This window comes from Streptomyces sp. NPDC006435 (assembly GCF_040612315.1).
GTDB lineage: Bacteria > Actinomycetota > Actinomycetes > Streptomycetales > Streptomycetaceae > Streptomyces.
The window spans coordinates 46,925-72,445 of the sequence record NZ_JBEXPY010000012.1 but is presented as its reverse complement, the minus strand read 5'-3'; the positions used below and the strand labels follow the sequence as shown (position 1 = coordinate 72,445).

At 73.8% G+C, this 25,521-nt stretch carries 25 protein-coding genes and 1 riboswitch; of the genes, 13 read left to right on the top strand and 12 right to left on the bottom strand.

Translation table 11 applies throughout. The features are described 5' to 3' along the window. Positions 1-31 precede the first annotated feature (31 nt). Positions 32-1,060 carry an LLM class F420-dependent oxidoreductase gene (locus ABZZ04_RS15005; RefSeq protein WP_356932612.1) on the top strand — a complete coding sequence of 343 codons (1,029 nt, stop codon included), beginning with the start codon at positions 32-34 and terminating at the stop codon, positions 1,058-1,060. Positions 1,061-1,178: 118 nt separating this feature from the next. On the opposite strand, the gene ABZZ04_RS15000 is transcribed toward ABZZ04_RS15005, so the two are convergent. Further along, a complete protein-coding gene (locus ABZZ04_RS15000) occupies positions 1,179-1,577 on the bottom strand; it encodes a helix-turn-helix domain-containing protein (RefSeq protein WP_356932611.1) in 399 nt (132 codons plus the stop codon). A 161-nt stretch (positions 1,578-1,738) separates the two neighbouring features. Between ABZZ04_RS15000 and ABZZ04_RS14995 the strand changes: the two genes are divergently transcribed. Next, the gene (locus ABZZ04_RS14995) at positions 1,739-2,350 is read left to right on the top strand and encodes an NAD(P)H-dependent oxidoreductase (protein WP_356932610.1); all 612 of its coding nucleotides are present in this window, start codon (positions 1,739-1,741) and stop codon (positions 2,348-2,350) included. A 68-nt stretch (positions 2,351-2,418) separates the two neighbouring features. Here ABZZ04_RS14995 and ABZZ04_RS14990 read toward each other — a convergent pair whose 3' ends face one another. Continuing rightward, a complete protein-coding gene (locus tag ABZZ04_RS14990) occupies positions 2,419-2,829 on the bottom strand; it encodes a RidA family protein (RefSeq protein ID WP_356932609.1) in 411 nt (136 codons plus the stop codon). 76 nt (positions 2,830-2,905) lie between these two features. Between ABZZ04_RS14990 and ABZZ04_RS14985 the strand changes: the two genes are divergently transcribed. Next, complete coding sequence (locus ABZZ04_RS14985; protein WP_356932608.1) at positions 2,906-3,295, top strand: helix-turn-helix domain-containing protein; 390 nt, start codon at positions 2,906-2,908, stop codon at positions 3,293-3,295. Between the two features lie 62 nt (positions 3,296-3,357). Here the strand turns inward: ABZZ04_RS14985 and ABZZ04_RS14980 are convergent, their stop codons facing one another. The 6 genes from ABZZ04_RS14980 to ABZZ04_RS14955 form a co-directional block, all read right to left on the bottom strand. Next, entirely contained in the window at positions 3,358-3,954 is a 597-nt protein-coding gene (locus ABZZ04_RS14980) for a VOC family protein (protein WP_356932607.1), read from the bottom strand. Positions 3,955-4,195: 241 nt separating this feature from the next. Next, a complete protein-coding gene (locus ABZZ04_RS14975; RefSeq protein WP_356932606.1) occupies positions 4,196-4,978 on the bottom strand; it encodes a maleylpyruvate isomerase family mycothiol-dependent enzyme in 783 nt (260 codons plus the stop codon). Between the two features lie 83 nt (positions 4,979-5,061). Beyond that, positions 5,062-5,616, bottom strand: coding sequence for a hypothetical protein (locus ABZZ04_RS14970; RefSeq protein WP_356932702.1), 555 nt, complete (start codon positions 5,614-5,616; stop codon positions 5,062-5,064). A 191-nt stretch (positions 5,617-5,807) separates the two neighbouring features. After that, on the bottom strand, positions 5,808-6,878 hold the full coding sequence (locus ABZZ04_RS14965; protein WP_356932605.1) for a prenyltransferase: 1,071 nt from the start codon (positions 6,876-6,878) through the stop codon (positions 5,808-5,810). Beyond that, positions 6,875-7,633 carry a class I SAM-dependent methyltransferase gene (locus ABZZ04_RS14960; protein ID WP_356932604.1) on the bottom strand — a complete coding sequence of 253 codons (759 nt, stop codon included), beginning with the start codon at positions 7,631-7,633 and terminating at the stop codon, positions 6,875-6,877. Before ABZZ04_RS14960 ends, ABZZ04_RS14965 begins: the two co-directional genes overlap by 4 nt. A gap of 65 nt (positions 7,634-7,698) precedes the next feature. Next, entirely contained in the window at positions 7,699-9,021 is a 1,323-nt protein-coding gene (locus tag ABZZ04_RS14955; RefSeq protein ID WP_356932603.1) for a glycosyltransferase family 4 protein, read from the bottom strand. Between the two features lie 227 nt (positions 9,022-9,248). Here ABZZ04_RS14955 and ABZZ04_RS14950 point away from each other — a divergent pair, with 227 nt between their 5' ends. Together ABZZ04_RS14950 and ABZZ04_RS14945 are read left to right on the top strand one after the other, a co-directional pair. Continuing rightward, complete coding sequence (locus ABZZ04_RS14950) at positions 9,249-9,860, top strand: TetR family transcriptional regulator (protein ID WP_356932602.1); 612 nt, start codon at positions 9,249-9,251, stop codon at positions 9,858-9,860. A gap of 88 nt (positions 9,861-9,948) precedes the next feature. Continuing rightward, the gene (locus ABZZ04_RS14945; RefSeq protein ID WP_356932601.1) at positions 9,949-10,326 is read left to right on the top strand and encodes a DUF4190 domain-containing protein; all 378 of its coding nucleotides are present in this window, start codon (positions 9,949-9,951) and stop codon (positions 10,324-10,326) included. Positions 10,327-10,545: 219 nt separating this feature from the next. Here ABZZ04_RS14945 and ABZZ04_RS14940 read toward each other — a convergent pair whose 3' ends face one another. The 4 genes from ABZZ04_RS14940 to ABZZ04_RS14925 form a co-directional block, all read right to left on the bottom strand. Next, entirely contained in the window at positions 10,546-12,546 is a 2,001-nt protein-coding gene (locus tag ABZZ04_RS14940; RefSeq protein WP_356932600.1) for a GAF domain-containing protein, read from the bottom strand. A 148-nt stretch (positions 12,547-12,694) separates the two neighbouring features. Beyond that, on the bottom strand, positions 12,695-12,928 hold the full coding sequence (locus tag ABZZ04_RS14935; protein WP_356932599.1) for a ferredoxin: 234 nt from the start codon (positions 12,926-12,928) through the stop codon (positions 12,695-12,697). Continuing rightward, positions 12,928-14,391 carry an aldehyde dehydrogenase gene (locus ABZZ04_RS14930; RefSeq protein ID WP_356932598.1) on the bottom strand — a complete coding sequence of 488 codons (1,464 nt, stop codon included), beginning with the start codon at positions 14,389-14,391 and terminating at the stop codon, positions 12,928-12,930. The genes ABZZ04_RS14935 and ABZZ04_RS14930 overlap by 1 nt, the downstream gene beginning before the upstream one ends. A gap of 140 nt (positions 14,392-14,531) precedes the next feature. Continuing rightward, positions 14,532-16,298 (bottom strand): protein kinase, encoded by a 1,767-nt coding sequence (locus ABZZ04_RS14925; RefSeq protein WP_356932597.1) that lies wholly within the window; start codon positions 16,296-16,298, stop codon positions 14,532-14,534. A gap of 307 nt (positions 16,299-16,605) precedes the next feature. On the opposite strand from ABZZ04_RS14925, the gene ABZZ04_RS14920 reads away from it, so the two are divergent. The 8 genes from ABZZ04_RS14920 (at position 16,606) to ABZZ04_RS14885 (ending at position 25,489) form a co-directional block, all read left to right on the top strand. Continuing rightward, positions 16,606-17,781 (top strand): MBL fold metallo-hydrolase, encoded by a 1,176-nt coding sequence (locus tag ABZZ04_RS14920; RefSeq protein ID WP_356932596.1) that lies wholly within the window; start codon positions 16,606-16,608, stop codon positions 17,779-17,781. Further along, positions 17,752-17,827: riboswitch (cobalamin riboswitch) on the top strand. (Overlaps the previous gene by 30 nt.) A gap of 128 nt (positions 17,828-17,955) precedes the next feature. After that, a complete protein-coding gene (locus ABZZ04_RS14915; protein WP_356932595.1) occupies positions 17,956-19,233 on the top strand; it encodes a prenyltransferase/squalene oxidase repeat-containing protein in 1,278 nt (425 codons plus the stop codon). A gap of 47 nt (positions 19,234-19,280) precedes the next feature. Then, positions 19,281-19,937 (top strand): SCO2322 family protein, encoded by a 657-nt coding sequence (locus ABZZ04_RS14910; protein ID WP_356932701.1) that lies wholly within the window; start codon positions 19,281-19,283, stop codon positions 19,935-19,937. Beyond that, complete coding sequence (locus ABZZ04_RS14905; protein ID WP_356932594.1) at positions 19,934-21,100, top strand: energy-coupling factor transporter transmembrane component T; 1,167 nt, start codon at positions 19,934-19,936, stop codon at positions 21,098-21,100. Before ABZZ04_RS14910 ends, ABZZ04_RS14905 begins: the two co-directional genes overlap by 4 nt. Further along, positions 21,097-22,815, top strand: coding sequence for an ATP-binding cassette domain-containing protein (locus ABZZ04_RS14900; protein ID WP_356932593.1), 1,719 nt, complete (start codon positions 21,097-21,099; stop codon positions 22,813-22,815). Before ABZZ04_RS14905 ends, ABZZ04_RS14900 begins: the two co-directional genes overlap by 4 nt. Positions 22,816-22,922: 107 nt before the next feature. Next, positions 22,923-23,741, top strand: coding sequence for an ECF transporter S component (locus ABZZ04_RS14895; RefSeq protein WP_356932592.1), 819 nt, complete (start codon positions 22,923-22,925; stop codon positions 23,739-23,741). A 320-nt stretch (positions 23,742-24,061) separates the two neighbouring features. Next, complete coding sequence (locus ABZZ04_RS14890; protein ID WP_356932591.1) at positions 24,062-24,478, top strand: transglycosylase SLT domain-containing protein; 417 nt, start codon at positions 24,062-24,064, stop codon at positions 24,476-24,478. A 204-nt stretch (positions 24,479-24,682) separates the two neighbouring features. Beyond that, positions 24,683-25,489, top strand: coding sequence for a hypothetical protein (locus ABZZ04_RS14885; protein WP_356932590.1), 807 nt, complete (start codon positions 24,683-24,685; stop codon positions 25,487-25,489). Positions 25,490-25,521: the final 32 nt, after the last annotated feature.

Genomic DNA, 25,521 nt, shown 5'->3' with positions numbered 1-25,521 from the left:
ACTGGGTGTCAGAAATGCTGGGAGGTGTCGGATGCGGCTCGGACTCGCGCTCGGCTACTGGGGCCGGGGCCCCGATCCCGCCCATCTCGAACTGGCCAGGACGGCAGAGCAACTGGGGTACGCGTCGGTGTGGACGGCGGAGGCCTGGGGCTCGGACGCGTTCACCCCGCTGACCTGGATCGCCGCACACACCTCCCGCATCCGGCTGGGCACCGGCATCGCGCAGATGGCGGCGCGCACCCCCACCGCGACCGCCATGCACGCCCTCACGCTCGACCACCTCTCCGGCGGCCGGATGATGCTCGGCCTCGGGCTGTCCGGCCCGCAGGTGGTGGAGGGCTGGTACGGACGGCCGTTCCCCGCGAGCCCGTTGACCGCGACCCGTGAGTACGTCGACGTCGTCCGCCAGGTGCTCCGCCGCGAGGCGCCCGTGGAGTTGGACGGCCGGTTCCACTCCCACCCGTACACCGGTCCGGACGCCACCGGGCTGGGCAAGCCGCTGAAGCCGATCACCCACCCGCTGCGGTCGCGGCTGCCCGTGCTGCTCGGGGCGGAGGGACCGAGGAACATCGCGCAGACGACCCGGATCGCCGACGGCTGGCTGCCGCTGTACTGGTCACCGCTGCGCACCGACGTGTACGCGGCCTCGCTCACCGATCTCCCCGACGGCTTCATGATCGCGCCGCTGGTCCGCGCCCGGGTCTGCGACGACGTGGCGGAGGGGCTGCTGCCGGTGAAGGCGATGCTCGGTTTCTACATCGGGGGGATGGGGCACGCGGCCCGCAACTTCCACGCCGACCTGATGGCGCGGATGGGGTACGAGGCGGAGGCCCGGCACATCCAGCGGCTGTTCCTCGAAGGGCGCAAGGAGGAGGCGGTGCTGGCCGTGCCCGACGCGTTCGCGGACGAGATCTCGCTCGTCGGCCCCCGCGAACGGATCGCGGAGCGGCTGGAGTCGTGGCGCGCGGGGCCGGTCACCGACCTGCTGGTGACGGCACCGGACCCGCACACCCTGCGGGTGCTCGCCGAACTCAACGACCGGGGCGCGCTCCAGGAGTGACACCCTCCGCCCGGAGGGCGGGGCCGGGGCGTCCGGCCCGTCACGCATCCCGGCACGTCCGGCCCGTCACACATCCCGTCACGTCCGACGCGTCACGCACCCCGGTGCGTCCGGGGCGTCACGCGCCCCGGGGGTCCGCGGTCTCCGGCTGCCGTGCGGCGGCGCAGCCCTCCCCCTCGGGGACACCGAGGAACCGTTCGGCCCAGCTGCCCAGCTCCTCCAGGGCCGGCCGCAGCGCCTCACCGGCGGGAGTGAGCCGGTAGGTGACGCGCAGCGGCGGGCCGGCGTCCACCTCGCGGCTCACCAGACCCGCCTCGCCGAGTTCGGCGAGGCGGTCGGAGAGCATGCGCTCGCTGATCCCGCTGACGGCGCGGCGCAGTTCGGCGAAGCGGCCCGGACCGCTCATCAGGCTGGCGAGGATCACGCCGTTCCAGCGCTTGCCCAGAAGGACGAAGACGCCTTCCACCGCGCCGCCCACACCCGCGCACTGCCCCGCATCATGCTGCCCCATCGCCATGCGGCCATGGTATCGCCCACCCCCAAGGTGCTTCTGAAAAGTAAGCTACTCTCACTTCGTAAGTAGCTAATGAAGCCGCTGTGCGGTGCCGGGCTGCGTCGGTCCGCCGTGCCCGCGCGCCCTGCGCACCCCCGCGCACCCGTTTCCGAGGAGTGTTTTCCATGGCCGTTCTGCTGCACATCGACTCGTCCCTGTTCCCGCTGGAGGGCTCCGGCTCCCGTCAGGTCACCGACGCCTTCCGCAGGAGCTGGGAGGCGGCGCACCCGCAGGGCAGCGTCATCCGCCGGGACCTGGCCGCCACCCCCGTACCGCACCTGGACGCCGCCACCGTCACCGCCGAGGCCGTCCCCGCCCTGCGCGAGGAGCTCATCGCCGAATTCGAGAAGGCCGACCTCGTCCTCATCGGCGCCCCCATGTACAACTTCACGATCCCGTCCACCCTGAAGGCCTGGCTGGACCAGATCCTCCTGGTGGGGCGGACCTTCGGCGAGGGCGTGTCGCTGTCCGGCAAGCGGATCGTGATCGCCTCCTCGCGCGGCGGCTCCTACAAGCCCGGCACGCCGCGGGCCGGTTTCGACTTCGACACCAACTACCTGCAGAAGGTGCTGGGCGACGTGCTCGGCCTGCCGGTCGAGGTGATCACGCGCGAGCTGACGCTGGCCTCCGTCAACCCCTCCATGGCCGAACTGGTGCCGCTGGCCGAGGAGTCGGCGCGGGAGTCGCTGGAGCGGGCCGCCGAGTCCGCCCGGGAGCACGCCGCGCTCCTGGCCTGACGTCCGGGGACGGCGGCCCCGGACCCGGCAGTCCGGGGCCCGGCGGTCCCGGCCGACCGCCCCGCGCCTCAGTCGAGCAGCGCGGTCGCCTCGACCTCGACGAGAACGTCCGGCTCGAAGAGGTGGTCGACGCCGATGAGGGAGGCCGGGGGCATGGGAAGGGGGAGCCCGATCTCCTCGGCCACGGCCTCCACCCCGGCCATGAAGTCGCCGATCCGTTCCGGGCTCCACCGGGTCACGTAGAACGTCAGGCGCAGCACGTCCGCGAACGACGCGCCCGCGCCCGCCAGCCCGACGGACGTGTTGCGCAGCGCCTGGGCGACCTGTCCGGCCAGGTCGCCGGGCGCGACCCGGGCGCCGTCGGCCCGGCGCGCGACCTGTCCGGCGACATGGACGTGCCTCGTCCCGGTGCCCACGGCCACGTGGTGGTACGGGGTCGGCCGCAGCATGCCCCGCGGCGTGAAGTGCTGGACGGTCATGGTGTTCCTCCTTCGAGCCAGGTATCCGTAAGCTACTTAGTGGCAGAAGGACACTTCAACGAGACCAGGTTTCGCCATGGATACCGAGGACGGACTCCTCATCGGCCCCCCGCACCGCGAGCTGCTCGACCAGGTCCTCGACAAGTGGTCGCTCGGCGTCCTGAACGAGCTCTGCGAACGCCCCTGCCGCTTCAACGAGTTGCGCCGGGCCATTCCCCGGGTCACGCAGAAGTCGCTGACCGCGACGCTCCGGCGGCTCGAACGGAACGGCGTGATCGAGCGCGAGGTCCTCTCCACCCGCCCGGTGGCGATCAGGTACCGGATCACGCCGCTGGGCAAGACCCTGCGGCCTCCCGTCGACGTGCTGCTGGCGTGGGCCTCGGCGAACATGCCCGCCGTCGCACGCGCGCGCGAGGACTTCGACGCGCGGGAGGAGGCGCGGCTGCTCGCGGAACTCGACGAGTAGGGCCTCCCCCGTTCGAACCGAGCCGGACCGAACCGGGTGTACGGGGCCTGTGCACGGCTCGGTCAGGCGGGGGCGGGCCTGGCCGGGTCGGTCGGCCAGGTGCCGGCACCTGTGCCGGCCCCGGTGCTGACGGATGAGGGACGCACCCGCCGTCGGGTCGCGGTGCGCTCCCAGGGCTGCGGGTCCGGGTACGTCAGGAGCTCCAGGGTGCTGCCCCACGGGGTGCGCAGGTACGCGAACCGGTTGCGCTCCCCCGCCTCGGGGCCCGGCAGCGGCTGCGGGTCGGCGAGCAGCACGGCCCCCGCGGCCACGCAGTCCCGCACGGCCGCGTCCAGGTCGTCGGCGTACAGCGCCAGGTGCTGCCAGCCGAAGTCGCAGGGCAGCACCGGGGGTTCGCGGCGGGGCCCCTGGAACTCGAACAGCTCGATGCACGGGCCGTCGCAGGGCAGGGCCAGCATCCTGACCGCCAGTTGCAGGGTGCCCGCCGGGACCCCGAGCCGACGCTCGACCTCCGGTCCGCCGTTCGGCCCGTCCTGGCGGCGCAGGGTGTCGTAGAGCACCTCGGCGCCGAGCGCCCTGACGAGGAAGAGGGTCGCGGTCTCCACGTCGGGGACCGTGACCCCGATGTGGTCGATGCCTCGCACGGTTGTGGCCGTCATGGGTTCACCGCTCCTGTCCGGGACCGCGCCACCCGTCCCGCCCCGGAGCGGGCCGGGACCGGCGTAGTGCCCCGCGCGGGTGCCGTCCCCCGGCCCCGGGCGCACCCGGCTGCGGCGTCCTGCCCCGCGCGGGCGGGCCGTCCCACCTCCAGCTTCGCTCAGCCCCGCCCCGCCCGCACAGCGGGCCCGTACCGCACCCCGCCCGAATCGGGCCGGGGCCTGCCGGAGCCCCGGGCCGGGCTCAGCCGAACGAGGTGCGCTTCAGCCAGAAGTCCAGCAGCTCCGCGTCGCCCAGCACCTCGACCCGGTCGCTGTCCGGCGCGAGGCGGCGGTTGAAGACCAGCATGATGTCGGTGAGCGTGCCCCGCAGCGCCACGGTCGCCTTCTCGTGGGCGCGTCGCCAGGTGAAGCCGTCGTCGCCGAACTCGATCAGCCACTCGGCGTCCGGGACGTCCGTGGCGTGCAGGTGGATGGAGCGCCCGGCCCCGGTCAGCTCGGCGGCCTCCGGGTCGCCCGCGGAACGGACGAACGCGACGATCTCCAGCCACTCCTCGATGGTGTCCGCTGCCAGCGCCGGCGGCACCTCGTAGTCGGTCTTCGCGGCGAGCGTGGCGTCGGCGTGGTGGACGATCGTCTCGTGCGCCATCCGGCGTGCCCAGAACCCCGTGCTCCGTTCCCACGCCCAGGTCCACACCTCCTGGTCCGGCCCGGCCTCCCGCAGCGCCCGGACGGTCTCCGCCGCGCCTTCTGCGAGCCAGGCGTCGAGCACGTCGGGATCGTCGCCCTCCGGCTCGAACCGCGGCACCTGCTTCTCCGTGACCTCCTCGGTGGCCCGGGTGCGCACGATCTCGCCCACCCAGCGGTGGGCTCCGCCGACGTGCACGGCGAGGTCGCGCAGTGTCCAGTCGGGGCAGGTCGGGACGGTCGCGCCGAGGTCCGCGCCCCGGAGCGAGGCCCTGAGCGCGTCGGTGCGGGCGATGATCTCGGCGCAGTAGTCGTCATGCGAAAGCGGAAGTGAACTCATGTGCCGAACCCTAGTGCGACCACGCACCGGGGCCCATCGCTTTATTCGCACCCCCACCCGCCCGACCAGGTGAACTCCCCTTCCTAGCCGCCGAGTTGAGCAGTGCTGGGCACCTTGTCCTTCACCTCGGCGCCCGCGCTCGCGCCCGCGTCCTTGACGCTGTTGATCACGCTCTCGAAGACCCCGATGTCACCCTCCCCCGCCTCGCCCCTGCGGAGCTTGGCGCCCAGGTCCTTGAGCGACTCGATGCCCGCCGTCAGCGGTGCGACCGCCTTCGACAGCAGCGGGTCACCCTTGGCGTTGACCGCCGCCGCCTTCAGCCGGTTGTAGGTGAAGGCGCCCGCGAGCCCGGCCTTGACCAGTGCGAAGGTCCGCCCGTCCGCACCCTTCTTGAACTTGCCCGCCCGGTACGGCTTGACGATCCACTGGTACGTGGCCCCGGCCGCGAGCCCGGCGTTGCTGACGAAGCGCGTCTTGGCGAACTTCTGCGCCTGGACCGAGGACGTCCCGCTCGGGGAGGCCGTGGCGCTCGCGCCGCCGCCGTCGTTGCCGCCGCCGCACCCGGTGGCGCCCACGAACAGGGCACAGGCCAGCGGCAGCGCGACGAGCGTCCGGCGCAGCGGTACGGAACGGGGCACGGCAGGACTGGGCACGGCGGGACTGGGCACGGCGGGCCTCCTGGCCGGACACCTCGGAAACTCCTACGGAGAGTGACCGGTCTCGGCACTCTCCGTAAGATTCTTCCGGCCCGGTGCGGTCCGCCACCCGGGAAACGCCGTCCGGGTGGCCGGGACCGCCCCGCCCGCGGCGGGGCCCGGAGCGGCTCCGGTCAGCAGCAGTCCGGGTCCAGTCCGCGCGGCAGGTGCTCGCCGCCGAAGACCGCGGTGGTCGCCTCGTCGCCGCCGAGCGCGGCCACCGCGAGCAGCAGCGAACCGGCGGTCCAGGTGGTGAGCTCCTGGGGCCATATCGCCCGGTTGCCCTCGAAGACGTACCCCGTCCAGTACATGCCGCCCTCGGCGCGCAGGTGCTGGATGGACTGGAGGATCTCCAGCGCCCGGTCGGACTCGCCCATCACCCAGAGGGCCAGGGCGAGTTCGGAGCTCTCGCCGCCGGTGACCCACGGGTTGGGGAGCACGCAGCGCACCCCGAGGCCGGGGACGACGAAGCGGTCCCAGCCCTCCTCGATGCGGTCCTCGGCGTCCTTTCCGGTGAGCGCGCCGCCGAGGACCGGGTAGTACCAGTCCATCGAGTAGCGGCTCTTGTCCAGGAAGCGTTCCGGGTGCTTGCGGATCGCGTGGGCCAGCGCCCCGGCGGCCAGCTCCCAGTCGGGCTGCGGTTCCTCGCGCCGTTCCGCGATGGCCAGCGCGCAGCGCAGCGCGTGGTGGACGGAGGAGCAGCCGGTCAGCAGCGCGTCGTGGACGGGGGTTCCGTCGGCCTCGCGCTTCCAGCCGATCTGGCCACCGGGCTGCTGGAGCCGGAGCACGAACTCGACGGCGGCGTAGACGGTCGGCCACATCCGGTCGACGAAGGCGTCGTCGCCGGTGGCGAGGTAGTGGTGCCAGACGCCGACGGCCACGTACGCGCAGAAGTTGGTCTCCAGGCCCCGGTCGGTCGGCTGCCCGGGGTCCCCGTCGTGGTAGGCGGCGTACCAGGAGCCGTCCTCGTTCTGGTGCCGGGCCAGCCACTCGTACGCGCGTGCCGCGGCCTCGTGCTCGCCCGCGGCGTCGAGGGCCATGGCGGCCTCGGTGTGGTCCCACGGGTCGAGGTGGTGGCCCCGGAACCAGGGCAGCGCGCCGTCCTCGCGCTGGACGGCGAGGAGGGCCGCGACGGTCTCGGCGGCCTGCTCGGCGGTGAGGACGCCGGGCAGCACGAGGTGTTCGGTCCGTTCGGGAACGCTCACGCCTCGGCCCTGGCGAGGTCGTCGGCCGCGGCGGCCGCGGGCAGGTGCGGCTTGGTCGCGTACGCCACGAAGCTCTTGCCGACGACCGGGTTGAGGAGCTGCTCGGCGACCCGGGTCGCCATCGGCTTCTTCATGATGTCCCAGACCAGCAGCTTGTGGTACGCGCGGACCGGCAGCGCCTTGTCGTTGTCCACGCCGAAGGCGCACTTGAGCCACCAGTAGGGCGAGTGCAGGGCGTGGGCGTGGTGGGTGCCGTACGGCTTGAGGCCGGCGCCGCGCATCTTGGCGAGCAGTTCATCGGCCTTGTAGATGCGGATGTGGCCGCCCTCGACCTCGTGGTACGCGTCGGAGAGCGTCCAGCAGACCTTCTCGGGGCCGTAGCGCGGCACGGTGACCGCGATCCGGCCACCGGGCCTGAGCACCCGGACCATCTCGGCGAGCACGCCCTTGTCGTCGGGGATGTGCTCCATGACCTCGGAGATGATCACGACGTCGAAGGACTCGTCGGGGAACGGCAGGTTGAGCGCGTCGCCCTCCATCGCGGTGGCGGTGGCACCCTCGGGGGCCTCGCCGGCCTCCTTCATCGCGGCGAACCACTTGGCGACCTCGCGGATCTCCTCGCCGTTCCGGTCGAGGGCCACGACCTGGGCGCCGCGCCGGTAGCACTCGAAGGCGTGGCGTCCGGCGCCGCAGCCCAGGTCGAGCACTCGGTCGCCGGCGGCGAGCGGGAAGCGGGTGAAGTCCACGGTCAGCACGAGTGCCTGCTTTCGCGGTCGGAGGGGGTCGGGGGCGGAGTCGGGTGCGGGGGGGGGCGGCCGGGTCAGCGCCGGCGGCCGGCGCCGGACCGGGCGGCGATCGCCTCGCGGTAGAGGGCCGCGGTGCCGATGGCGGCCTGCTTCCAGGTGAACCGGGACAGCACCCGCTCACGTCCTGCGGCGCCGAGCCGGGCCCGCAGCTCCGGGTCGGCGAGCAGCCGGCCGAGCGCGTCGGCCAGGGCCCCGGGGTCGGCGGGCGGGACGGCCAGGCAGGTCTCGCCGTCGGGTCCGGCGACCTCGGGGATCGCGCCGCCGGTGGTGGCGACCAGGGGCGTGCCGGTGGCCATGGCCTCGGCGGCGGGCAGCGAGAAGCCCTCGTACAGCGAGGGGACGCAGGAGATCTGCGCGCCGCGCACCAGGTCGACGAGCTCGGCGTCGCTGATGCCCTTGACGAACTCGACGGCGTCCTGGAGGCCGTGCCGTTCGATGGCCTGCGCGACGGGTCCGTCCTCGGCCCGCTTGCCGACGACCACGAGGTGCGCCCGCGGGTTGTCGGCACGGAGCTTGGCGAGGGCGTCGACGAGGTGGACGAGGCCCTTCAGCGGGACGTCGGCGCTGGAGGTGGTGACGATCCGGCCGGGTATCTCGGCGACCGACGGGTCGGGGGACCACAGGTCGGTGTCGGCGCCGATGTGGACGACCCGGATGCGGTCCGGGCGCACCCCGAGGTGGTCGACGATCTCCTGCCGGGAGGAACCGGAGACGGTGAGCACGGAGGGCAGTCGGCGCGCGACCCGCTTCTGCATGCGGGTGAAGCCGTACCAGCGGCGCACGGAGGCGCGGCGGCGCCGGGTGTCGGCGGCGTCCAGTTCCAGCTGCCGGTCGACGGTGATGGGGTGGTGGATCGTGGTGACGAGCGGGGCGCCGAGGTCGGCGAGCAGGCCGTAGCCGAGGGTCTGGTTGTCGTGGATGACGTCGAACTCGCCGCGGCGGGCGGCGAGATGGCGCCGGGCCCGCAGGCTGAAGGTGAGCGGTTCCGGGAAGCCGCCGGTCCACATGGTGGCGACCTCGGCGAGGTCGATCCAGTCGCGGTACTCGTCGCGCTTCGGGGTGCGGAACGGGTCCGGCTGGCGGTAGAGGTCCAGGCTGGGCAGCTCGGTGAGCGGGACGCCCTCGTCGAGCACCGGGTAGGGCTGGGCGCCGATCACCTCGACGCCGTGGCCGAGCCGGGCGAGTTCGCGGGCGAGGTGGCGGACGTAGACGCCCTGGCCGCCGCAGAAGGGGTTGCCCTTGTAGGTGAGGAGTGCGATGCGCAACGGGCGGTCGTCGGCGGTGCCGGACGTGTCCGGGCCCGTACGGGGGCCCGATTCTATGGCCTCAGCGGTCACACTCGGCCCCCTTCTCACTGCGTTTCCGCCGGAGCGTAACCGCTCACGCTAATCTAGAACAAGTTTCAGACTGGATCGTTCAATGAGCTACGAATCTACCGGCAGGTAGCGTCGGTGCAACGGCCGGATCAGGTGATTCGCGCCACCACCGGGCCCCCTGGCATGCTGTCGCCGCCGGGAGACCGAGCGCCTCCCTCCGAATCGCGGACAGCAGCCATGGGGGACACATGACCGCGGAAGCCAGACCGGCGTTGCCGCCCCTGACCGAACGGCAGGAGGCACGCCGCCGCCGCATCCTGCACGCCAGCGCCCGGCTCGCCGGGCGGGGCGGTTTCGAGGCGGTGCAGATGCGCGAGGTCGCGGAGGCCGCCGGGGTCGCACTGGGCACCCTGTACCGCTACTTCCCCTCCAAGATCCATCTGCTGGTCGCCACCATGCAGGACCAGCTCCAGCACATGCACACGACGCTGCACAAGCATCCCCCGGCCGGGGACGACGCGGCGCAGCGGGTCGCCGACACCCTGATGCGGGCGTTCCGCGCGCTCCAGCGCGAACCGCACCTGGCGGACGCGATGGTGCGGGCGCTGACCTTCGCGGACCGCAGCGTCAGCCCCGAGGTGGACACCGTCTCGCGGATCACCACGACGATCATCCTGGACGCGATGGGGCTGGAGCACCCGACGCCGGAGCAGCTCTCCGCGGTCCGGGTCATCGAGCACACCTGGCACTCGGCGCTGATCACCTGGCTGTCGGGGCGGGCGTCGATCGCCCAGGTGAAGATCGACATCGAGACGGTGTGCCGGCTGATCGACGTGACCTGCCCACCGGAAGCGCACTAGCACATCCCTCCACCCCTTCGCAGGGTTTTCCTTACATTCCCCTTACCATTCCCTCCGAAAGAGCCACAGGTCGCTCCCTAGCATGAGCATGACCAGCACCGATGGAGAGGAACACATGTCCGACCAGATGAGCAACGCAGGTGTCGCGACGACGCCCCAGGCCCCGAACGGCCCGGGATACGCCGCCCAGCCCCCGGCCGGTTACGGGTACCCCGTGGCCGCCCAGCTGCCCAGCGGCAAGGCGACGGCCTCAATGGTGCTCGGCATCCTCGGCCTGGTCCTGATCCCGATCATCCTGCCGATCATCGCGCTGTGCCTCGGCATCTCGGCCAAGCGCATGGCGGACCGGGGCGAGGGCGGCGGTCGCGGCCAGGCGGTCGCGGGCATCGTGATGGGCATCATCGGCGTCGTCTTCGCCGCGATCGGCATGACCGTGGCCACGGTCCAGGCGGTCGGCGCGTTCTGACGCCCGTCCGCACGGACGCAGGGCTCCCGGCCGCACCCGGTCAAGCCCCGCGACCGGTCCGGGGCGCTCTCGCCGGCCCCCGGTCGACGGCCCCGGCGCCCCTCGACGGCCCCCGGGGTTCCCTCCCCGGCCTCCCGTCCGACGGCCCGGGACTCCTTTGCGAAGCCCCTTCCGAGGCCCCCGGTCAACGACGCCCGGGACTGCCTCCGAAGCCCCCGGTCAGCGTTTCCGGCCGCCCGTCCTCCGGCCGCCCGTCAGCAGATGCAGGCGCAGGGCCAGCTGGAGCTCCAGCGCCCGGCCGGGCTCGTTCCAGTCCGGCCCCAGCAGCGCCTGCACCCGGTCCAGCCGCTGCACGACCGTGTTGACGTGCACGTGGAGTTCGTCCTTGGCCCGGACGAGGCTGCCGCCGGAGCCGAAGTAGGCGCCCAGGGTGCGCACCAGCTGGGTGCCGCGCCGCGCGTCGTACTCCAGCAGCGGCCCCAGCGCCGACGCGACGAAGCCGTCGACGTCCTGCGCGTTGCCCAGCACCACGCCCAGGAAGCCGAGCTCCTCCACGCAGGCCCCTTCCCCCGTGCGCCCCAGGACCCGCATGGCGTTCAGGCAGCGGGTGGCCTCCTGGTGGGCGCGGACCAGTTCCCGGACCCCGCCGCCCGGGCCCGCGGCGGCGACGGTGACGGGGGTCTGGGCCAGCTGCCCGAGCCGCTCCGCCGCGGCTCGGGCGGCGTCACCGGCCGCCGTCGCCGTCCCGTCGGCCGTCGTCAGCAGCACCACGCTGCCGGCGTGCTCCGCGGACACCCCGTGGACGTCGCCGCCGAACAGGTAACGCACCGCGGCGGGGGCCAGCCGCTCCCGGGCACCGCCCTCGGCGACCTCGGCCACCAGCAGCAGATGCGGGCGGTCGAGGTCGACGCCCAGGCGCCGGCCGCGTTCGGCGAGGCCCTCCGGGTCGCGGTCCGCGCCCGTCAGCAGGTCGGTGATCAGCTCGCCGCGGACACGGTTCTCGGTCTCGGCGACGGTGCGCCGCAGCAGCAGGAGCAGTCCGGTGACCACGGCGGCCCGTTCGTAGAGCCGCCGGTCGGAGTCGTCGAGCCGCCCGTCCCGGTGCAGGACCAGCCCGGCCAGGAGTTCCCGCCCGGCCAGGACCGCGCAGATCCACCGGCCGTCGCGGTGCACGGCCCGTGCGCCGGTACGGGACTCCTCGGCGGTCTCGGCCAGCCAGCCGGCGTCCATGGCGTCGGGGGTGAAGTCGGTGCCGTCGGGCCGGACGGCCGCCAGGGGGCGCCCGCCCGGGTCGTGGATGGTCAGCGGGGAGTCCAGCAGCCCCGCGACCGCCGCGGCGACGTCCTTGACCTCCCGGCCGCGCAGCACCAGGTCGGTCAGCCGGTCGTGGGACTCCTCGGCCCGGCGCATGGCCGCCGAGTGCTCCCGCACCGCCGCGTTGGCCTCGGCCAGCTCGGCGTTGGTGACGGCCAGTTCGTCCAGCGCCGACCGGGTGTCGGCGAGCGCGCGGGCGGTGTCGATGGCGATCGCCGCGTGGGCGGCGAGCGAGCAGAGCAGGGCGACCTCGTCGGGGCTGAAGACCCGGGCGGCGCGGTCGGCGGCGAAGAGGACGCCGATGACCTTTCCCGTACCGCCCCGGCTGGAGCCGAGCAGCAGCGGGACGCCCAGGATGGCGACGAGCCCCTCGTCCAGCACCCCGGCGTTGATGTTGGGGGTGTGGTGGAAGCGCTCGTCGGTGCGGTAGTCGGGGGTCGCGTACGGTCGCGCGGTCTGCGCCACCAGGCCGCCGAGCCCGTGCCCGAGCTCCAGCCGCAGCCGTTGGAAGACCACCGACACCGACCCGTCGGTGACCCGCATGTAGGTGTCCCCCGCCTCCTCGTCGGGGAGCGTGAGGTACGCGGTGTCCGTGCCGAGCAGCATCCTGGCCCGGCGGACGATCGCCTTCAGCACCGCGTCCAGGTCGCGGGAGGCGGCGAGGTCGCCCGCGGTGTCGAAGAGCGCGGTGAGCTGGAGCTCGCGGCGCCGGTGCTGCCGCAGGGCGCCCCTGATCCGCAGGGCGGTGGCAGTGGCCCGCTCCACCTCGGCCAGGTCCCCCGGCGCCACCCCGTCCGCCCGCGCCTGCGAGGAGACGGCCCCCAGCGCCTCGGCGGGGGCGTCGTCGGCCAGCAGATCGAGCAGACGGCGCAGATGGGGGGCGGCGGAGGCGGGCGGTTCGGTCATGAGCGGTCGGCAATCGTCGGAAGCGGCGGGGACACCGGCCGGCGCCCCCGCCGCGTTCGTACCCGCCCGACGGGCCCCGGCGCAAGACACGGAGCTCTTTTCGACCGGCCGGACCGGGCCCGGCCGGACGGGGCCCCGGGAGCACGCCTCAGTCCTCCGGCGGGAACACCGCCTCCCCCGTGGCGGTCAGGGTGATCGTGATCGCCTCGACCGGGCAGCCCTCGGCGGCGGCCAGGACGCCTTCGTCGGCGTCGGTCTCGGGGGACGAGGGGCGGGACTGGCGGGCGGAGTCCAGGGCGAAGCCGTTCGGGGAGTGGTTCACGCACAGGCCGGAGCCGATGCAGATTCCCCGGTCGACCTCCACGGTCCAGCGGTCCCCCATCACGCACCGCCCTCGTGGCCGGCGGGCAGGTGGATCATCTTGTGCTCGAAGTACTCGCCGTAGCCCTCGGGGCCGAACTCCCGGCCCAGGCCGGAGTTCTTGTAGCCGCCGAACGGGCCGAGCATGTCGAGGCTGAAGGTGTTCACGCTGTACGTGCCCGTCCTGACCCGGCGGGCGATGTCGATGCCGTGCTCGGTGTCGGCGGTCCAGACGCTGCCGCTGAGCCCGTAGTCGGAGTCGTTGGCGATCCGTACCGCCTCGTCCTCGTCGCCGTACGGCAGCAGGCAGATGACGGGGCCGAAGATCTCCTCGCGGGCGATGCGCATGGAGTTGTCGACGTCGCCGAAGAGGGTCGGCTCGACGTACCAGCCCCGCTCCTGGGAGGCCGGGCGGCCGCCGCCGGTGAGGATCTTGGCGCCCTCGTCCTGGCCGATCCGGATGTAGTCGAGCGAGCGCTGCTGCTGGCGCCGGGCGACGAGGGGCCCGAGCTCCGTGGCCGGGTCGAGCGGGTCGCCGACCTTCAGCGCGCCCGCCGCGGCGGCGAACGCCTCGGCCGTCTCGTCGTAACGGGAACGCGGTACGAGGATACGGGTCTGGGCCACGCACGCCTGACCGTTGATCATCCAGGCGAAGGGGACGATGCCGGCGACGGCGGTGTCCAGGTCGGCGTCCGGGAGGATCACGGCGGCGGACTTGCCGCCCAGTTCCAGCGTGACGCGGGTGAGGTTGCGGGAGGCGACCTCCATCACCCGGCGCCCGGCGGCGACGGACCCGGTGAACGACACCTTGTCGACGCCCGGGTGCCCGACCAGGTACTCGCTGACCTCCCGGTCGGCCGGCAGGATCGACAGCACCCCCTCCGGCAGCCCGGCCTCGGCGGCGATCTCCGCCAACAGGTAGGCGTCCAGCGGGGATTCGGGAGATACCTTGAGGATCGCGGAGCAGCCGGCCAGCAGCGCGGGCGCGAGCTTGGCGGCGGCGGTGAACTGCGGGACGTTCCACGGCACCACCGCCGCGACCACCCCCACCGGCTCCCGGCGCACCAGCAGCGGCCCGAGCACCCCGGTCCGCCGCTCCTCGTACGGGAAGGTGCGGGCCACGGTGATCGCCGCGTCCCACACCATCATCGCGGCGAGCGCCTGCACCATGACGCTCGACGTGTACGGGGTGCCGTTCTGCGCGCTGATGACCCGGGCGATCTCCTCGTACCGGACGGCGAACGCGTCCTTGATCCGGGTCACCACCGCGATCCGCTCGTCCAGGGACATCCGCGGCCACGGCCCCTCGTCGAACGCCCGCCGCGCGGCGGCGACGGCCCGGTCCACGTCCGCCTCGCAGGCGTGTGGCACACGCCCGATGACCTGCTCGGTGTGGGGCGAGACGACCTCGATGACGTCCCGGCCCAGCGGGTCGACCAACTCCCCGCCGATGAACAGTTTTCCGTGTTCGACAAGCTCGGTCATGGCTGCTGCCTCCCGCGAACCGGCACGATGTCTGACTACCCGTCAAAACTGATACCAGTTCCAGTTCCAGGAGTCCACGGGTGCGCGCACGGCACGGGGCGGGCCCGCGCGGACCGCGGCGAACCGGGCGGCCGGCGGATTCAGCCCCGGGCGCTCACCGGTCTGGGTCCATGGACCAACTCGTCCGCGTAGCCCTGCCCTCCGTCCGCCACCCTGATCTCGACGTACGAGCCTCCGGCGAAGATCCAGTAGTTGTTCCGCTCGCCCGGAACCTGGACGGCCGCGTCGATCCCGTCCCGGAAGGCGGCGTGCATCGCGAAGCTCCCCCTCCAGTCGTCGAGCGGCTGCCAGTCCTTCACGAGCCGGCCCTCGGGGCCGATGCCGTCCAGCCCGTACCGGGCATACCGGTTCCCCGAGAACACCCAGAACTCCCGCACGCCCTCGTCCGGCACCGGCATCGTCGCGTCGACGACGGCCGACGGGCCGGTCCCGAGCCCGAAGCCGTCCGCCCAGTCCCCGAGCGGCTCCGGGTCCGCCAGCAGACTGTCGTTGTACGTCTCGTTCTCGATGCCGATCCGGACGTACCGCGCCCCCGAGAAGACCCAGTACTCACCGTCGTACCCCGGGACCGGCAGCACCGCGTCGATCTTCCTGCTGAAGTCCGGCAGGCCCTTGAAGGCTCCGCTCCAGTTGCTGATCGGCTTGGGCCCGACGTCCCGCCGGAACCGCTCGTTCGCATCCGACACGTCGACCCGCACGTACTGGTCCCCGTAGAACAGCCAGAGCAGCTTCGCGCCGGACGGGGCGGACATCGCCGCGCCGACGGGGATGTTCTTGAGCGTCACGGAGGCCGATGCCCCGGGGCCGGCCGCGGGGTCCGACATCTTCGGGGTCGGCCCGCCGGTGCGTCCCGCGTCGGCCTCGGCCCCGTCGCCCCGCCACAGCCGGCTCACCGCGAAACCGGCACCGCCCCCTCCCGCGAGCGCGAGGCCGGCCGCGAGCACCGCCCGGCGGGACGGCCGACGGCGCGCCCCCTGCGACCGGACCGTCGTGTCGTGCGACGGGTCCCGGGAGTCGGGCCCGGGGTCCGGCGCGGCGGCCTGCGGGCGCAGCAGGGCGGTCGCCCGCGCGACGGTCGGCCGGTCGGCCGGGTTCTTGCTCAGCAGGGCTTCGAGCACCGGGGCCAACGGCCCCGCACCGGCCGGGATCTCCGGTTCCTCCCGCATCACGGCGTGCAGGACCGCGGCGGGCTCCGAGCGGGCGAAGGGGGAACGGCCGGTCAGCAGCGCGCACAGGGTGGCGCCCAGCGAGAACAGATCGCTGGGCGGCCCCGCCGGGCGGTCGCTCAGGCGTTCCGGTGCGATGAAGTCCAGCGTGCCGATCACCCCGCCGGGCGTGGTGAGCGACGCGGTGTCGGCGAGCGCCACGATGCCGAAGTCGCAGAGCACGACGGAGCCGCTGTCCCGCATCAGGACGTTGGCCGGTTTCACGTCCCGGTGCAGTGCGCCGGTGGCGTGCACCGCGTCGAGCGCGGCGAGCAGCTGGAGGCCGATCGCGGCGACCCGGGACGGGGACATCGGACCGGACCCGGCGACGTGCTCGGCCAGCGAGCGGCCCCGCACGAGCTCCATCACCACCCACAGCCGGTCCTCGTGGTCCACGAGGTCGTAGACGTTGACCACGTTGGGATGGGAGATACCGGCGATGGCACGCGCCTCGCGATGCACCCGGCGCGCGCGTTTGGCGAACTCCTCGGCCCCCGCCTGCAGACGCACCTCCTTGATCGCGACGGAGCGCTTCAGGAGCTGGTCGGTGGCGCGCCACACGGTGCCCATGCCGCCGCTGCCGAGGTGGTCGAGCAGGAGGTACCGCCCGGCGATCACTTGCTGTCGCGCATCGTCACCCACCCGCTCAAGATAACCGACCACCACATCCGGCACGGTGATCATTTCAAGCTCAACCAACTTCGCATCAGCCGAAGTTGACGCTTCCCGGGCCACCCGGCGACCGGCTCCGGACCCGCCCCCGCCCTCCGCTTCCACCGGAACGAGAAGGAGATGGTCGACCGGGGCTACCAATGGAACAGGTTCTCGTTACAGTGGGCCCGGTGCATCGCACAGCCGTACGTCCGGTACGCCGTCGTACGTCCGGTACTCAGGCACGCCGATGCGCGTCCGGTACGCCGGCCGGGCCGCGGAGAGACGGGGGAAGCCCATGACCCAGGTGACCGATCACGGCGGGGGCGTGCACAGCATCAAGGTGCCGATCCCGGACAACCCGCTGGGCCACACCCTCGTGCACGTACTCGACACCGACCGCGGGCCGGTCCTGATCGACACCGGCTGGGACGACCCCGCGGCGTGGGACACGCTCACCGCCGGGCTGGCCGCCGCGGGGACGGACGTCGGCGGGATCCACGGGGTGGTCATCACCCACCACCACCCCGACCACCACGGCCTGTCCGGGCAGGTGCGCGAGGCGTCCGGGGCCTGGATCGCCATGCACCCGGCGGACACCGAGATCGTGCGCCGCACCCGCGAGTCGGAACCCGGCACCTGGCTGACGTATCTCGTGGGCAAGCTCACCGCCGTCGGGGCGCCCGAGGAGCACCTCGCGCCGCTGCGGGCCGCCGCGGCCGAGAGGGGCGCGAGGAGCGGCACCCTGCCCGGACTGCGGGCCGCGCTCCCGGACCGGGAGATCGTGCCCGGTGAGCTGCTGGACCTGGCGGGGCGCCGGCTGCGGGCCGTCTGGACGCCCGGCCACACGCCGGGGCACGTCTGCCTGCACCTGGAGGAGGAGCATCCGGGGAACCTGCCGGGCCGGGGCCGGCTCTTCTCCGGGGACCACCTGCTGCCGGGGATCAGCCCGCACATCGGGCTGTACGAGGACCCGGACGACGCCACGGTCACCGATCCCCTCGGCGACTACTTCGCCTCGCTGGAGCGCGTCGGCCGGCTCGGGGTCGCCGAGGTGCTGCCCGCGCACCAGCACGCGTTCACCGACGCGGCGGGCCGGGTCCGCGAACTCCTCGACCACCACGAGGAGCGGCTGGCCGGGCTGCTCGGACTGCTGTCGGTCCCGCTGACCCCGTGGGAGCTGGCCGAGCGGATGGAGTGGAACCGGCCGTGGGCGCAGATCCCGTACGGCTCGCGGAACATCGCGGTCTCCGAGGCCGAGGCGCATCTGCGACGACTGGTGAAGCTGGGGCGCGCGGAGGCGGTGGCGGGCAGCGAGCCGGTGAGGTACGTCGCGGTGCGAGGGGCCTCGGTGCGAGCCGCGGGGCGTGGGCCGGGACGGGCCCGGGCCGGAGGCCGTCCGGAGCCGCCCGGTAGAGTGGGCGGGTCGTCATCATGCCCGTTCAGGGGGAAGCCGGTGCGAATCCGGCACTGACCGCGCAGCCGTGAGCCGTCGTCGCAGGCGGTGAGTCGGAATGCCCTGTCCGAGGTCGTGACCGGCTCGCGCCACCGGACCCCCGGTGGCCGGCACCGTCGAGGTATACGGGGCCGAGCCCGGTGCCTGAGCGTGCCCGTGCCCGGTTCCGCACCAGGAGAGGCCCCGCCCGCCATGACCGTACGCCGCAGCGTCGCAACGCTCGCCGCCACCGCAGCCGTGCTCTGTTCGGCCGCTGCCCCGGTCGCCGTCGCGGCGCCGTCCCCCACGCCCTCCCCCTCCGCCGCCCTGCCGCCGGGGCTGTACGGCACGAAGGACCCCACCTACGACGGGGTGTGGCGGCAGTCGCTGGCCTTCCTCGCGCAGAAGCTGGAGGGCGTCACCCCCGCCGCGAAGTCGGTGGACTGGCTGATCTCCCAGCAGTGCGCCGACGGCTCGTACGCCGCGTACCGGCCCGACGCCTCCCGGCCGTGCGACGCGAAGACCGTGCCGGACACCAACGCCACCGCGGCCGCCGCCCAGGCGCTGGCCGAGGTGGGCGGCCACCGCGAGACCGTGAACAATTCGGTGCGCTGGCTGAAGTCCGTGCAGAACGAGGACGGCGGCTGGGGCTACACCGCCGGTGCGCCCAGCGACGCCAACTCGACCTCCCTGGTGATCGGCGCCCTCGCCCGGCAGGGGCAGCGGATAACCGACATCACGACGCCCGGCGGCAAGACCCCCTACGACCCGCTGCTCGCCCTCGCGATCCCGTGCGGCGGCGAGGACGGCGGCGCCTTCGCCTACCAGCCCGACAAGAAGGGGAAGCTCGCCGCGAACGCGGACGCCACCGCGGCCGCCGTGCTCGGCACGATGGGCAAGGCCCTGGCCGTCGGGAACAACTCCGCGGGCAAGAAGCCCAGCAGCTGCGCCCCGGGTGACGACCCCACCCCCGAGCAGGCCGCGCAGAACGGCGCCCACTACCTCAAGAACGCCCTCGCCGAGCACGGCCGTCTGAACGCGCCGCCGATGCCGGGGGCCGCCGACACCACGCCGCAGCCGGACTTCGGCAACACCGCGGACGCGGTCGTCGCGCTGTCCGCGTCCGGTCATCAGAACGAGGCGGACGGGGCCCTGGCCTGGCTGAAGAAGAACTCCCGGGGCTGGGCCGAGCAGAACGGCCCCGCTGCCTACGCGCAACTGATCCTGGCCGCGCACGCCACCGGTGAGAACGCCCGGGCCTTCGGCGGCGTCGACCTGGTCGCCCGGCTGAACGCGAGCGGCCCCGCGCCCGCCTCCGTGGTGACGCCCGACCCGGCCGGCGACACCGGTTACGTGCCCACGGAGCAGGACCAGGTCCACAGCGGCGACGACGTGATCGGGGGCGTGTGGTGGTACGTCGGCATCGGCCTGGTCGTCGCCGCGGGCGCGTTCTTCCTGATCAGCGGACGCCGGAAGAACCAGCGCCCGTGAGGCGGGCGGGAAGGGCCGGCGCACCGCCGGCGACGCCGGGCGTCGTCCTGGCCGTACTGACCGCCCTGGCCGTGCTGCTCGGCACGGGGACGGCCCATGCGGCGGGCTACCGGTACTGGTCGTTCTGGGAGGGTTCCGGCACCGGCTGGACGTACGCCACCCAGGGCCCGTCCCTGGTCCGGCCGGACGACGGCACGGTGCAGGGTTTCCGGTTCGCGGTGAGCGAGGACTCCCAGGACGCCGCGAAGCCGCGCCACGCCCCCGACTTCGCGAAGATCTGCGCGGGCACCCCGGCCCGGGACGGGACCAAGCGGATCGCGCTCGTCATCGACGCGGGCACGGCGGCGGACGCCCCGTCCGGGGAGACCCCGCCCGCGCCGCGAACGGCGTGCGCGCGGGTCGCCCCCGACGCCAGCGCCGCCGAGGCGCTCGCCTCGGTGGCGAAGCCGCTGCGCTACGACAGCGCCGCGATGCTCTGCGCCATCTCCGGCTATCCGCGCACGGGCTGCGGCGAGCAGGTCCCGGACGCCGACGGCGGGACACCGTCCGCGGCCGGCGCCACGCCCCCGGCCGGCTCCGGTACCGCGTCCGACGTCGTCGACAGCTCCGGCGGCGGTCCGTCCGCCGGGGTGTTCGTCGGCGCCGCCGCCGTGCTCCTCCTCGGCGTCGCCGCGATCGCGCAGGCCCGCCGCCGACGCGGATGACCGCCCGGACCGACGGCCCGGCCACCGGCACCGCGGCCCGGCCCCGCCGCGCCCTGGCCCCCGCAGCGTCCCGGAGCAACGCCGTGCCCGCCGGGGCCTGGTGGCTGTGGGCGCTCGGGCTGGCCACCGCCGCTTCCCGGACCACCAACCCGCTGCTGCTGGGGCTGCTGGTGACGGTGGCCGGTTATGTGGTCGCCGCGCGCCGCACGGACGCGCCGTGGGCCCGCTCGTACGGGACGTTCATCAGGATCGGGCTGTTCGTCGTCGCCGTGCGGCTGGTCTTCTCCGTCCTCCTCGGCTCGCCGCTGCCGGGCACCCACACCCTGTTCACGCTCCCCGAGGTGCCCCTGCCGGACTGGGCGAAGGGGGTCAGGATCGGCGGCCGGGTCACCGCCGAGCAGCTGGTCTTCGCCCTGTACGAGGGGGCGAAGCTGGCCACCCTGCTGATCTGCGTCGGCGCGGCGAACTCGCTCGCCAACCCGGCCCGGCTGCTGAAGTCGCTGCCCGGGGCGCTGTACGAGGCGGGGGTCGCCGTCGTCGTCGCGATGACGTTCGCGCCGAACATGGTCGCGGACGTGATGCGGCTGCGCACCGCCCGGCGGCTGCGGGGACGCCCGACCGGCGGCGTCAAGGCGGTCCTCCAGATCGGGCTGCCGGTCCTGGAGGGCGCGCTGGAACGGTCGATCGCGGTGGCGGCGTCGATGGACGCGCGCGGCTACGGACGCACCGCCCGGGTCCCGGCCGCCGTCCGCCGCACCACGAACGTCCTCACCCTCGGCGGACTGCTCGGGGTGTGCGCGGGCACGTACGGTCTGCTGGCCGCGCAGGGCGCGGTGTACGGGCTGCCGCTGCTGGCCCTCGGGCTGGTCGCCGCGGCGGTCGGGCTGCGGCTGGGCGGGGCCCGTTCGGTCCGTACCCGCTACCGGCCCGACCGGTGGGACGTCCGGGCCTGGCTGGTGGCGGGCTCGGGGGCCGTGGTGGCGGTGGCGATGATCTGGGCGGGCGGTGTCGACGGGGCGGCGCTGCACCCGGGGGTCGCACCGCTGACCGCGCCGGTGTTCCCGCTGTGGCCGGCCGCGGCGGTGCTGATCGGACTGCTGCCCGCGGTGGTGGCGCCGGTGCCGCCGCCGGTGGGCGGGGCGAAACCCGAGGAGGGCCAGTGATCAGGTTCGAGCAGGTCTCGGTGCGGTACGAGGGCACGGAGCGCCCCACCCTGTCCGGGGTCGATCTGACCGTGCCCGAGGGCGAGCTGGTGCTGCTCGTCGGCCCGTCCGGGGTCGGCAAGTCGACCCTGCTGGGTGCCGTGTCCGGGCTCGTGCCGCACTTCACCGGCGGCACCCTGAGCGGCCGGGTCACGGTCGACGGGCGCGACACCCGTACCCACAAACCGCGCGAACTGGCCGATCTGGTCGGCACGGTGGGCCAGGACCCGCTCTCCCACTTCGTCACCGACACGGTCGAGGACGAGCTGGCGTACGGGATGGAGTCGCTGGGCCTGGCCCCCGACGTGATGCGGCGGCGCGTCGAGGAGACCCTGGACCTGCTGGGTCTCGCCGGGCTGCGCGACCGGCCGATCGCCACGCTGTCCGGCGGTCAGCAGCAGCGGGTCGCGATCGGTTCCGTCCTCACCCCGCATCCCAAGGTGCTGGTCCTCGACGAGCCGACGTCCGCGCTGGACCCGGCGGCGGCCGAGGAGGTCCTCGCCGTGCTGCAACGGCTGGTGCACGACCTGGGCACCACGGTCCTGATGGCGGAGCACCGGCTGGAGCGGGTGGTGCAGTACGCGGACCGCGTCGTCCTGCTGCCGTCGCCGGGTGCGGCGCCGGTCATGGGCGCGCCCGCGGAGATCATGGCGCTCTCCCCGGTCCATCCGCCGGTCGTGGCGCTGGGTCGGCTCGCGGGGTGGGAGCCGTTGCCGCTCTCGGTCCGTGACGCCCGGCGCCGGGCTTCCGACCTGCGCGAACGTCTCTCCTCGGCACGGCCGCCCGCCCCGGCGCCGGTGTCCTCCGCCACCCCGGCACCCGTCGTCCCCGCGCCCGCCGCCGGGCGGCGCGGGGTCCTGGCCCGGCTGCTGGGCCGCGACGCGCGGACCGTCCCGGAGGCGGGGCCCGTCCCCGAGGTCCCGGCACGGGTCGAGCGGCTGGGCGTGCGGCGCGGGCGGGTCGAGGCGCTGCGCCGGGTGACGCTCGCCGTCTCCCCCGGCGAGACCGTCGCCCTGATGGGGCGCAACGGGGCGGGCAAGTCCACCCTGCTGGGCACCCTGGTCGGCATGGTCGAGCCCACCACCGGCACCGTCCTGGTCGGCGGCCGGACCCCGCACCGCACGCAGCCGCGCGAGATGGTGCGCCGGGTCGGCCTCGTGCCGCAGGAGCCGCGCGACCTGCTGTACGCGGACACGGTCGGCGCCGAGTGCGAGGCGGCCGACTCCGACGCGGGCGCCGCCCCCGGCAGCTGCCGGGCCCTGGTCTCCGAGCTGTTGCCCGACGTGCCGGACGGCACCCATCCGCGCGACCTCTCCGAGGGGCAGCGCCTCGCGCTCGCCCTGGCCGTGGTGCTCACCGCACGGCCCCCGCTGCTGCTCCTGGACGAGCCGACCCGCGGTCTGGACTACGCGGCGAAGGCCCGGCTGGTCGGGGTGCTGCGCGCGCTCGCGGCCGAGGGGCACGCGATCGTCCTGGCCACGCACGACGTGGAACTCGCGGCGGAGCTGGCGCACCGGGTGGTGGTCCTCGCCGACGGGGAGGTCGTCGCGGACGGGGAGACCGGGCAGGTGGTGGTCTCCTCCCCGGCGTTCGCCCCGCAGACCGCGAAGATCCTCGCCCCGCAGGAGTGGCTGACCGTGACCCAGGTGCGCGCCGCGCTGGAGGCGGACTCATGAGCACACGGCGTACGGGACCGGAAACCGGTACGGGTACGGGCACTGGTACGGAAAGGGGTACGGGCACGAGTACGGGAGCGGGCGCGGGAACCGGTACGGGCACGGGCGTGCGCGGGCGGCGGGTGCGGGCGGTTCGGCTCGGCCCCCGGGCGGTCGTCGCACTCGTCCTCATCGGTGTGATCGGGGTGTTCTCGTTCGGCTGGCCCCTGCTGGCCGACGGCGGCTCCGGCCTGGCGCACTCCGGGGACGCGCCGTGGCTCTTCGCCGCGCTGCTGCCGCTGCTGGTCGGCGTGGTCGTCGCGACGATCGCGGACGGCGGTCTCGACGCGAAGGCGATCGCCATGCTGGGGGTGCTGGCCGCGGTCGGGGCCGCCCTGCGCCCGCTGGGTGCGGGCACGGCGGGGCTGGAGCCGATGTTCTTCCTGATGGTGCTGAGCGGCCGGGTGCTCGGGCCGGGGTTCGGCTTCGTGCTGGGCGCGGTGACGATGTTCGCGTCCGCGCTGCTCACCGGCGGGGTCGGGCCGTGGATGCCGTTCCAGATGCTGTCGATGGGCTGGTTCGCGATGGGCGCGGGCCTGCTGCCGGGGCCGGAACGGCTGCGCGGGCGCGCCGAGCTGCTGATGCTCGCGGGCTACGGGTTCCTGGCGGCGTTCGCGTACGGCACGGTGATGAACCTGGCCGGCTGGACGGTGGTGCCCCCGTCCGGCTCGGGGATCTCGTTCCACCCGGGCGATCCGCTGGCGGACAACCTGGTCCGCTTCCTCGCCTACTGCGCGGCCACCTCGCTCGGCTGGGACCTGGGCCGGGCCTCGCTCACCGTGGTGCTGGTCCTGGCCGTCGGTCCGGCGCTGCTGAAGGCGCTGCGCCGGGCCACCCGCCGCGCGGCCTTCGAGGCCCGGGTCACATTCGACGCGCCCCGCGAGTGAGGGCTCCCACAGGCCCTTGGTCCTCCCCTAACCGGGTTAGTAGCCGTCCGGCGGATCGACACCTCGCCGAGCGTCCACTTTGACCTGCTATGACCTGTTCGGGGTGGTCGGGGCCGGCCGGGACCTTCGGGACCGGCTGCGAGGCCGGCTCGTATTCGGGGTCGTTGCGGTGGTTGAAAGCCGCCGCTAACACTGGACGAGTCGCCGAACACCGCCGGGTCCGTCGCGTCGGACCCCGGTCGACGAACCCCGGTCCACCCGCACGGCCACGTGCTCCGGACCGGCCCGCGACTTCCCCCGTACCCGACGTTAGGTCTCCTGTGTCGTTCGCCCGTAACATCCTCGCCCTGCCCCGCACCGCCCGTCGCAAGTCCGCCGTCGCCGGCACCGCCGTGCTCCTGGGTGCCACCGGTGTCGCCCTCGGCGTCTCCCCGGCCACGGCCGCCCCGACGGGTGCGCAGGCCACGGCGCGGGCGCTGATCGGTGACGCCGCGCAGTTCCAGTGCTTCAGCAACATCGTCCAGCACGAGAGTGGCTGGAACCACACCGCGACCAACGCCTCCTCCGGCGCCTACGGTCTCGTCCAGGCCCTGCCCGGCTCGAAGATGGCCTCGGCCGGATCCGACTGGCGGACCAACCCCACCACCCAGATCAAGTGGGGCGTGGACTACATGAAGTCCCGTTACGGCAGCCCGTGCGGCGCCTGGGCCTTCTGGCAGTCCAACGGCTGGTACTGATCCCGGGAACAGCCCTCCCGACCGGCCGGCCGGAACACTCCGATATCACCGGGGCGAGCGATCGAGCATTAACCCGTTCAGGTGCATTTGGCTCGCCCGTCCGTTCCCATCGGCCGTCGACGCGTTGTCACTCACGTGGAACCAAGAGAATTCTGGGAGCGGAACACGGTCCTGGCGGAAGCTTTTTGCGCCAGTGACGAACGCATGCGCCGGGCTCAGGCGTTGCTCGACGAAACACAGGCCGAGCGGAGCAGAACGCTGGCGGCCTTCGCCGTCACGGTCGGCGACGACGGCTCCATCGCCGACTTGATGGGCCTCAAGGAGCGCGAAGTGCGATTAGCGCGACGTGCCGTCGGCCGCAGCAACGCCCGGTCCCTCGCCGAAGAACTCTTGAACCAGGCCCCCCGGGCCCCGAAGAACCCGGTGAATAAACCTTTCGCCTCATCCGATGCCCCGGCGCCCGCGCCGCAGCCGGGCGACGAATCGCCGTCGTCGCCGCCCACGCTGCCGCAGCAACAGCCGTACGCACCGGATGCCGTGGCCCCGGAGCCGGTGGCGGCTCCCGAACCACCGCCGGTCCCGGAAGCGATGGCGCCTCCGGAACCGATGGCCGCATCCGAGCCGATGGCCGCGCCCGAGCCGATGATCGCGCCCGAGCCGGTGGCGGTCCCGGAAGCCCCCGAGCTGGTGCCCGCCGTGTTCCAGACCCCGGCGCCGTTCCCGGCCGCGCCGCCGGAACCGGTGTATCCCGTCGCCTGGTCGCCCAGCATGGATTCCGTGCTGCTGTGGAGCTGGGAGTCCGGTCTCGACCTGCAGACCGTGGCCGTGGAACTCGGCCTGGACGTGCGGACCCTGCTGATGCGCGTGCAGGAACTCGCCGACGACGGGCTGATCGTGCTCGCGGCCCCGGTCGCGGAAGTGGGCCGGTCCGGGCGGCACCGCCGCCACGAGGAGGGGTACGCCGGGCTGTTCGGCCCCACCACCACCTTCCCCACCCACGTGCCGTACTGAGCACGCGCCGTCCGTACCGGACACGTGCCGCA

Coding starts and splice junctions, on each gene's coding strand:
- ABZZ04_RS14950 (WP_356932602.1), top strand. CDS start 9,249: ATGACCGCGGAAGCCAGACCGGCGTTGCCGCCCCTGACCGAACGGCAG.
- ABZZ04_RS14940 (WP_356932600.1), bottom strand. CDS start 12,546: ATGACCGAACCGCCCGCCTCCGCCGCCCCCCATCTGCGCCGTCTGCTC.
- ABZZ04_RS14920 (WP_356932596.1), top strand. CDS start 16,606: ATGACCCAGGTGACCGATCACGGCGGGGGCGTGCACAGCATCAAGGTG.
- ABZZ04_RS15000 (WP_356932611.1), bottom strand. CDS start 1,577: ATGGCGATGGGGCAGCATGATGCGGGGCAGTGCGCGGGTGTGGGCGGC.
- ABZZ04_RS14990 (WP_356932609.1), bottom strand. CDS start 2,829: ATGACCGTCCAGCACTTCACGCCGCGGGGCATGCTGCGGCCGACCCCG.
- ABZZ04_RS14905 (WP_356932594.1), top strand. CDS start 19,934: ATGACCGCCCGGACCGACGGCCCGGCCACCGGCACCGCGGCCCGGCCC.
- ABZZ04_RS14980 (WP_356932607.1), bottom strand. CDS start 3,954: ATGACGGCCACAACCGTGCGAGGCATCGACCACATCGGGGTCACGGTC.
- ABZZ04_RS14885 (WP_356932590.1), top strand. CDS start 24,683: ATGCGCCGGGCTCAGGCGTTGCTCGACGAAACACAGGCCGAGCGGAGC.
- ABZZ04_RS14945 (WP_356932601.1), top strand. CDS start 9,949: ATGACCAGCACCGATGGAGAGGAACACATGTCCGACCAGATGAGCAAC.
- ABZZ04_RS14915 (WP_356932595.1), top strand. CDS start 17,956: ATGACCGTACGCCGCAGCGTCGCAACGCTCGCCGCCACCGCAGCCGTG.
- ABZZ04_RS14985 (WP_356932608.1), top strand. CDS start 2,906: ATGGATACCGAGGACGGACTCCTCATCGGCCCCCCGCACCGCGAGCTG.
- ABZZ04_RS14995 (WP_356932610.1), top strand. CDS start 1,739: ATGGCCGTTCTGCTGCACATCGACTCGTCCCTGTTCCCGCTGGAGGGC.
- ABZZ04_RS15005 (WP_356932612.1), top strand. CDS start 32: ATGCGGCTCGGACTCGCGCTCGGCTACTGGGGCCGGGGCCCCGATCCC.
- ABZZ04_RS14975 (WP_356932606.1), bottom strand. CDS start 4,978: ATGAGTTCACTTCCGCTTTCGCATGACGACTACTGCGCCGAGATCATC.
- ABZZ04_RS14930 (WP_356932598.1), bottom strand. CDS start 14,391: ATGACCGAGCTTGTCGAACACGGAAAACTGTTCATCGGCGGGGAGTTG.
- ABZZ04_RS14935 (WP_356932599.1), bottom strand. CDS start 12,928: ATGGGGGACCGCTGGACCGTGGAGGTCGACCGGGGAATCTGCATCGGC.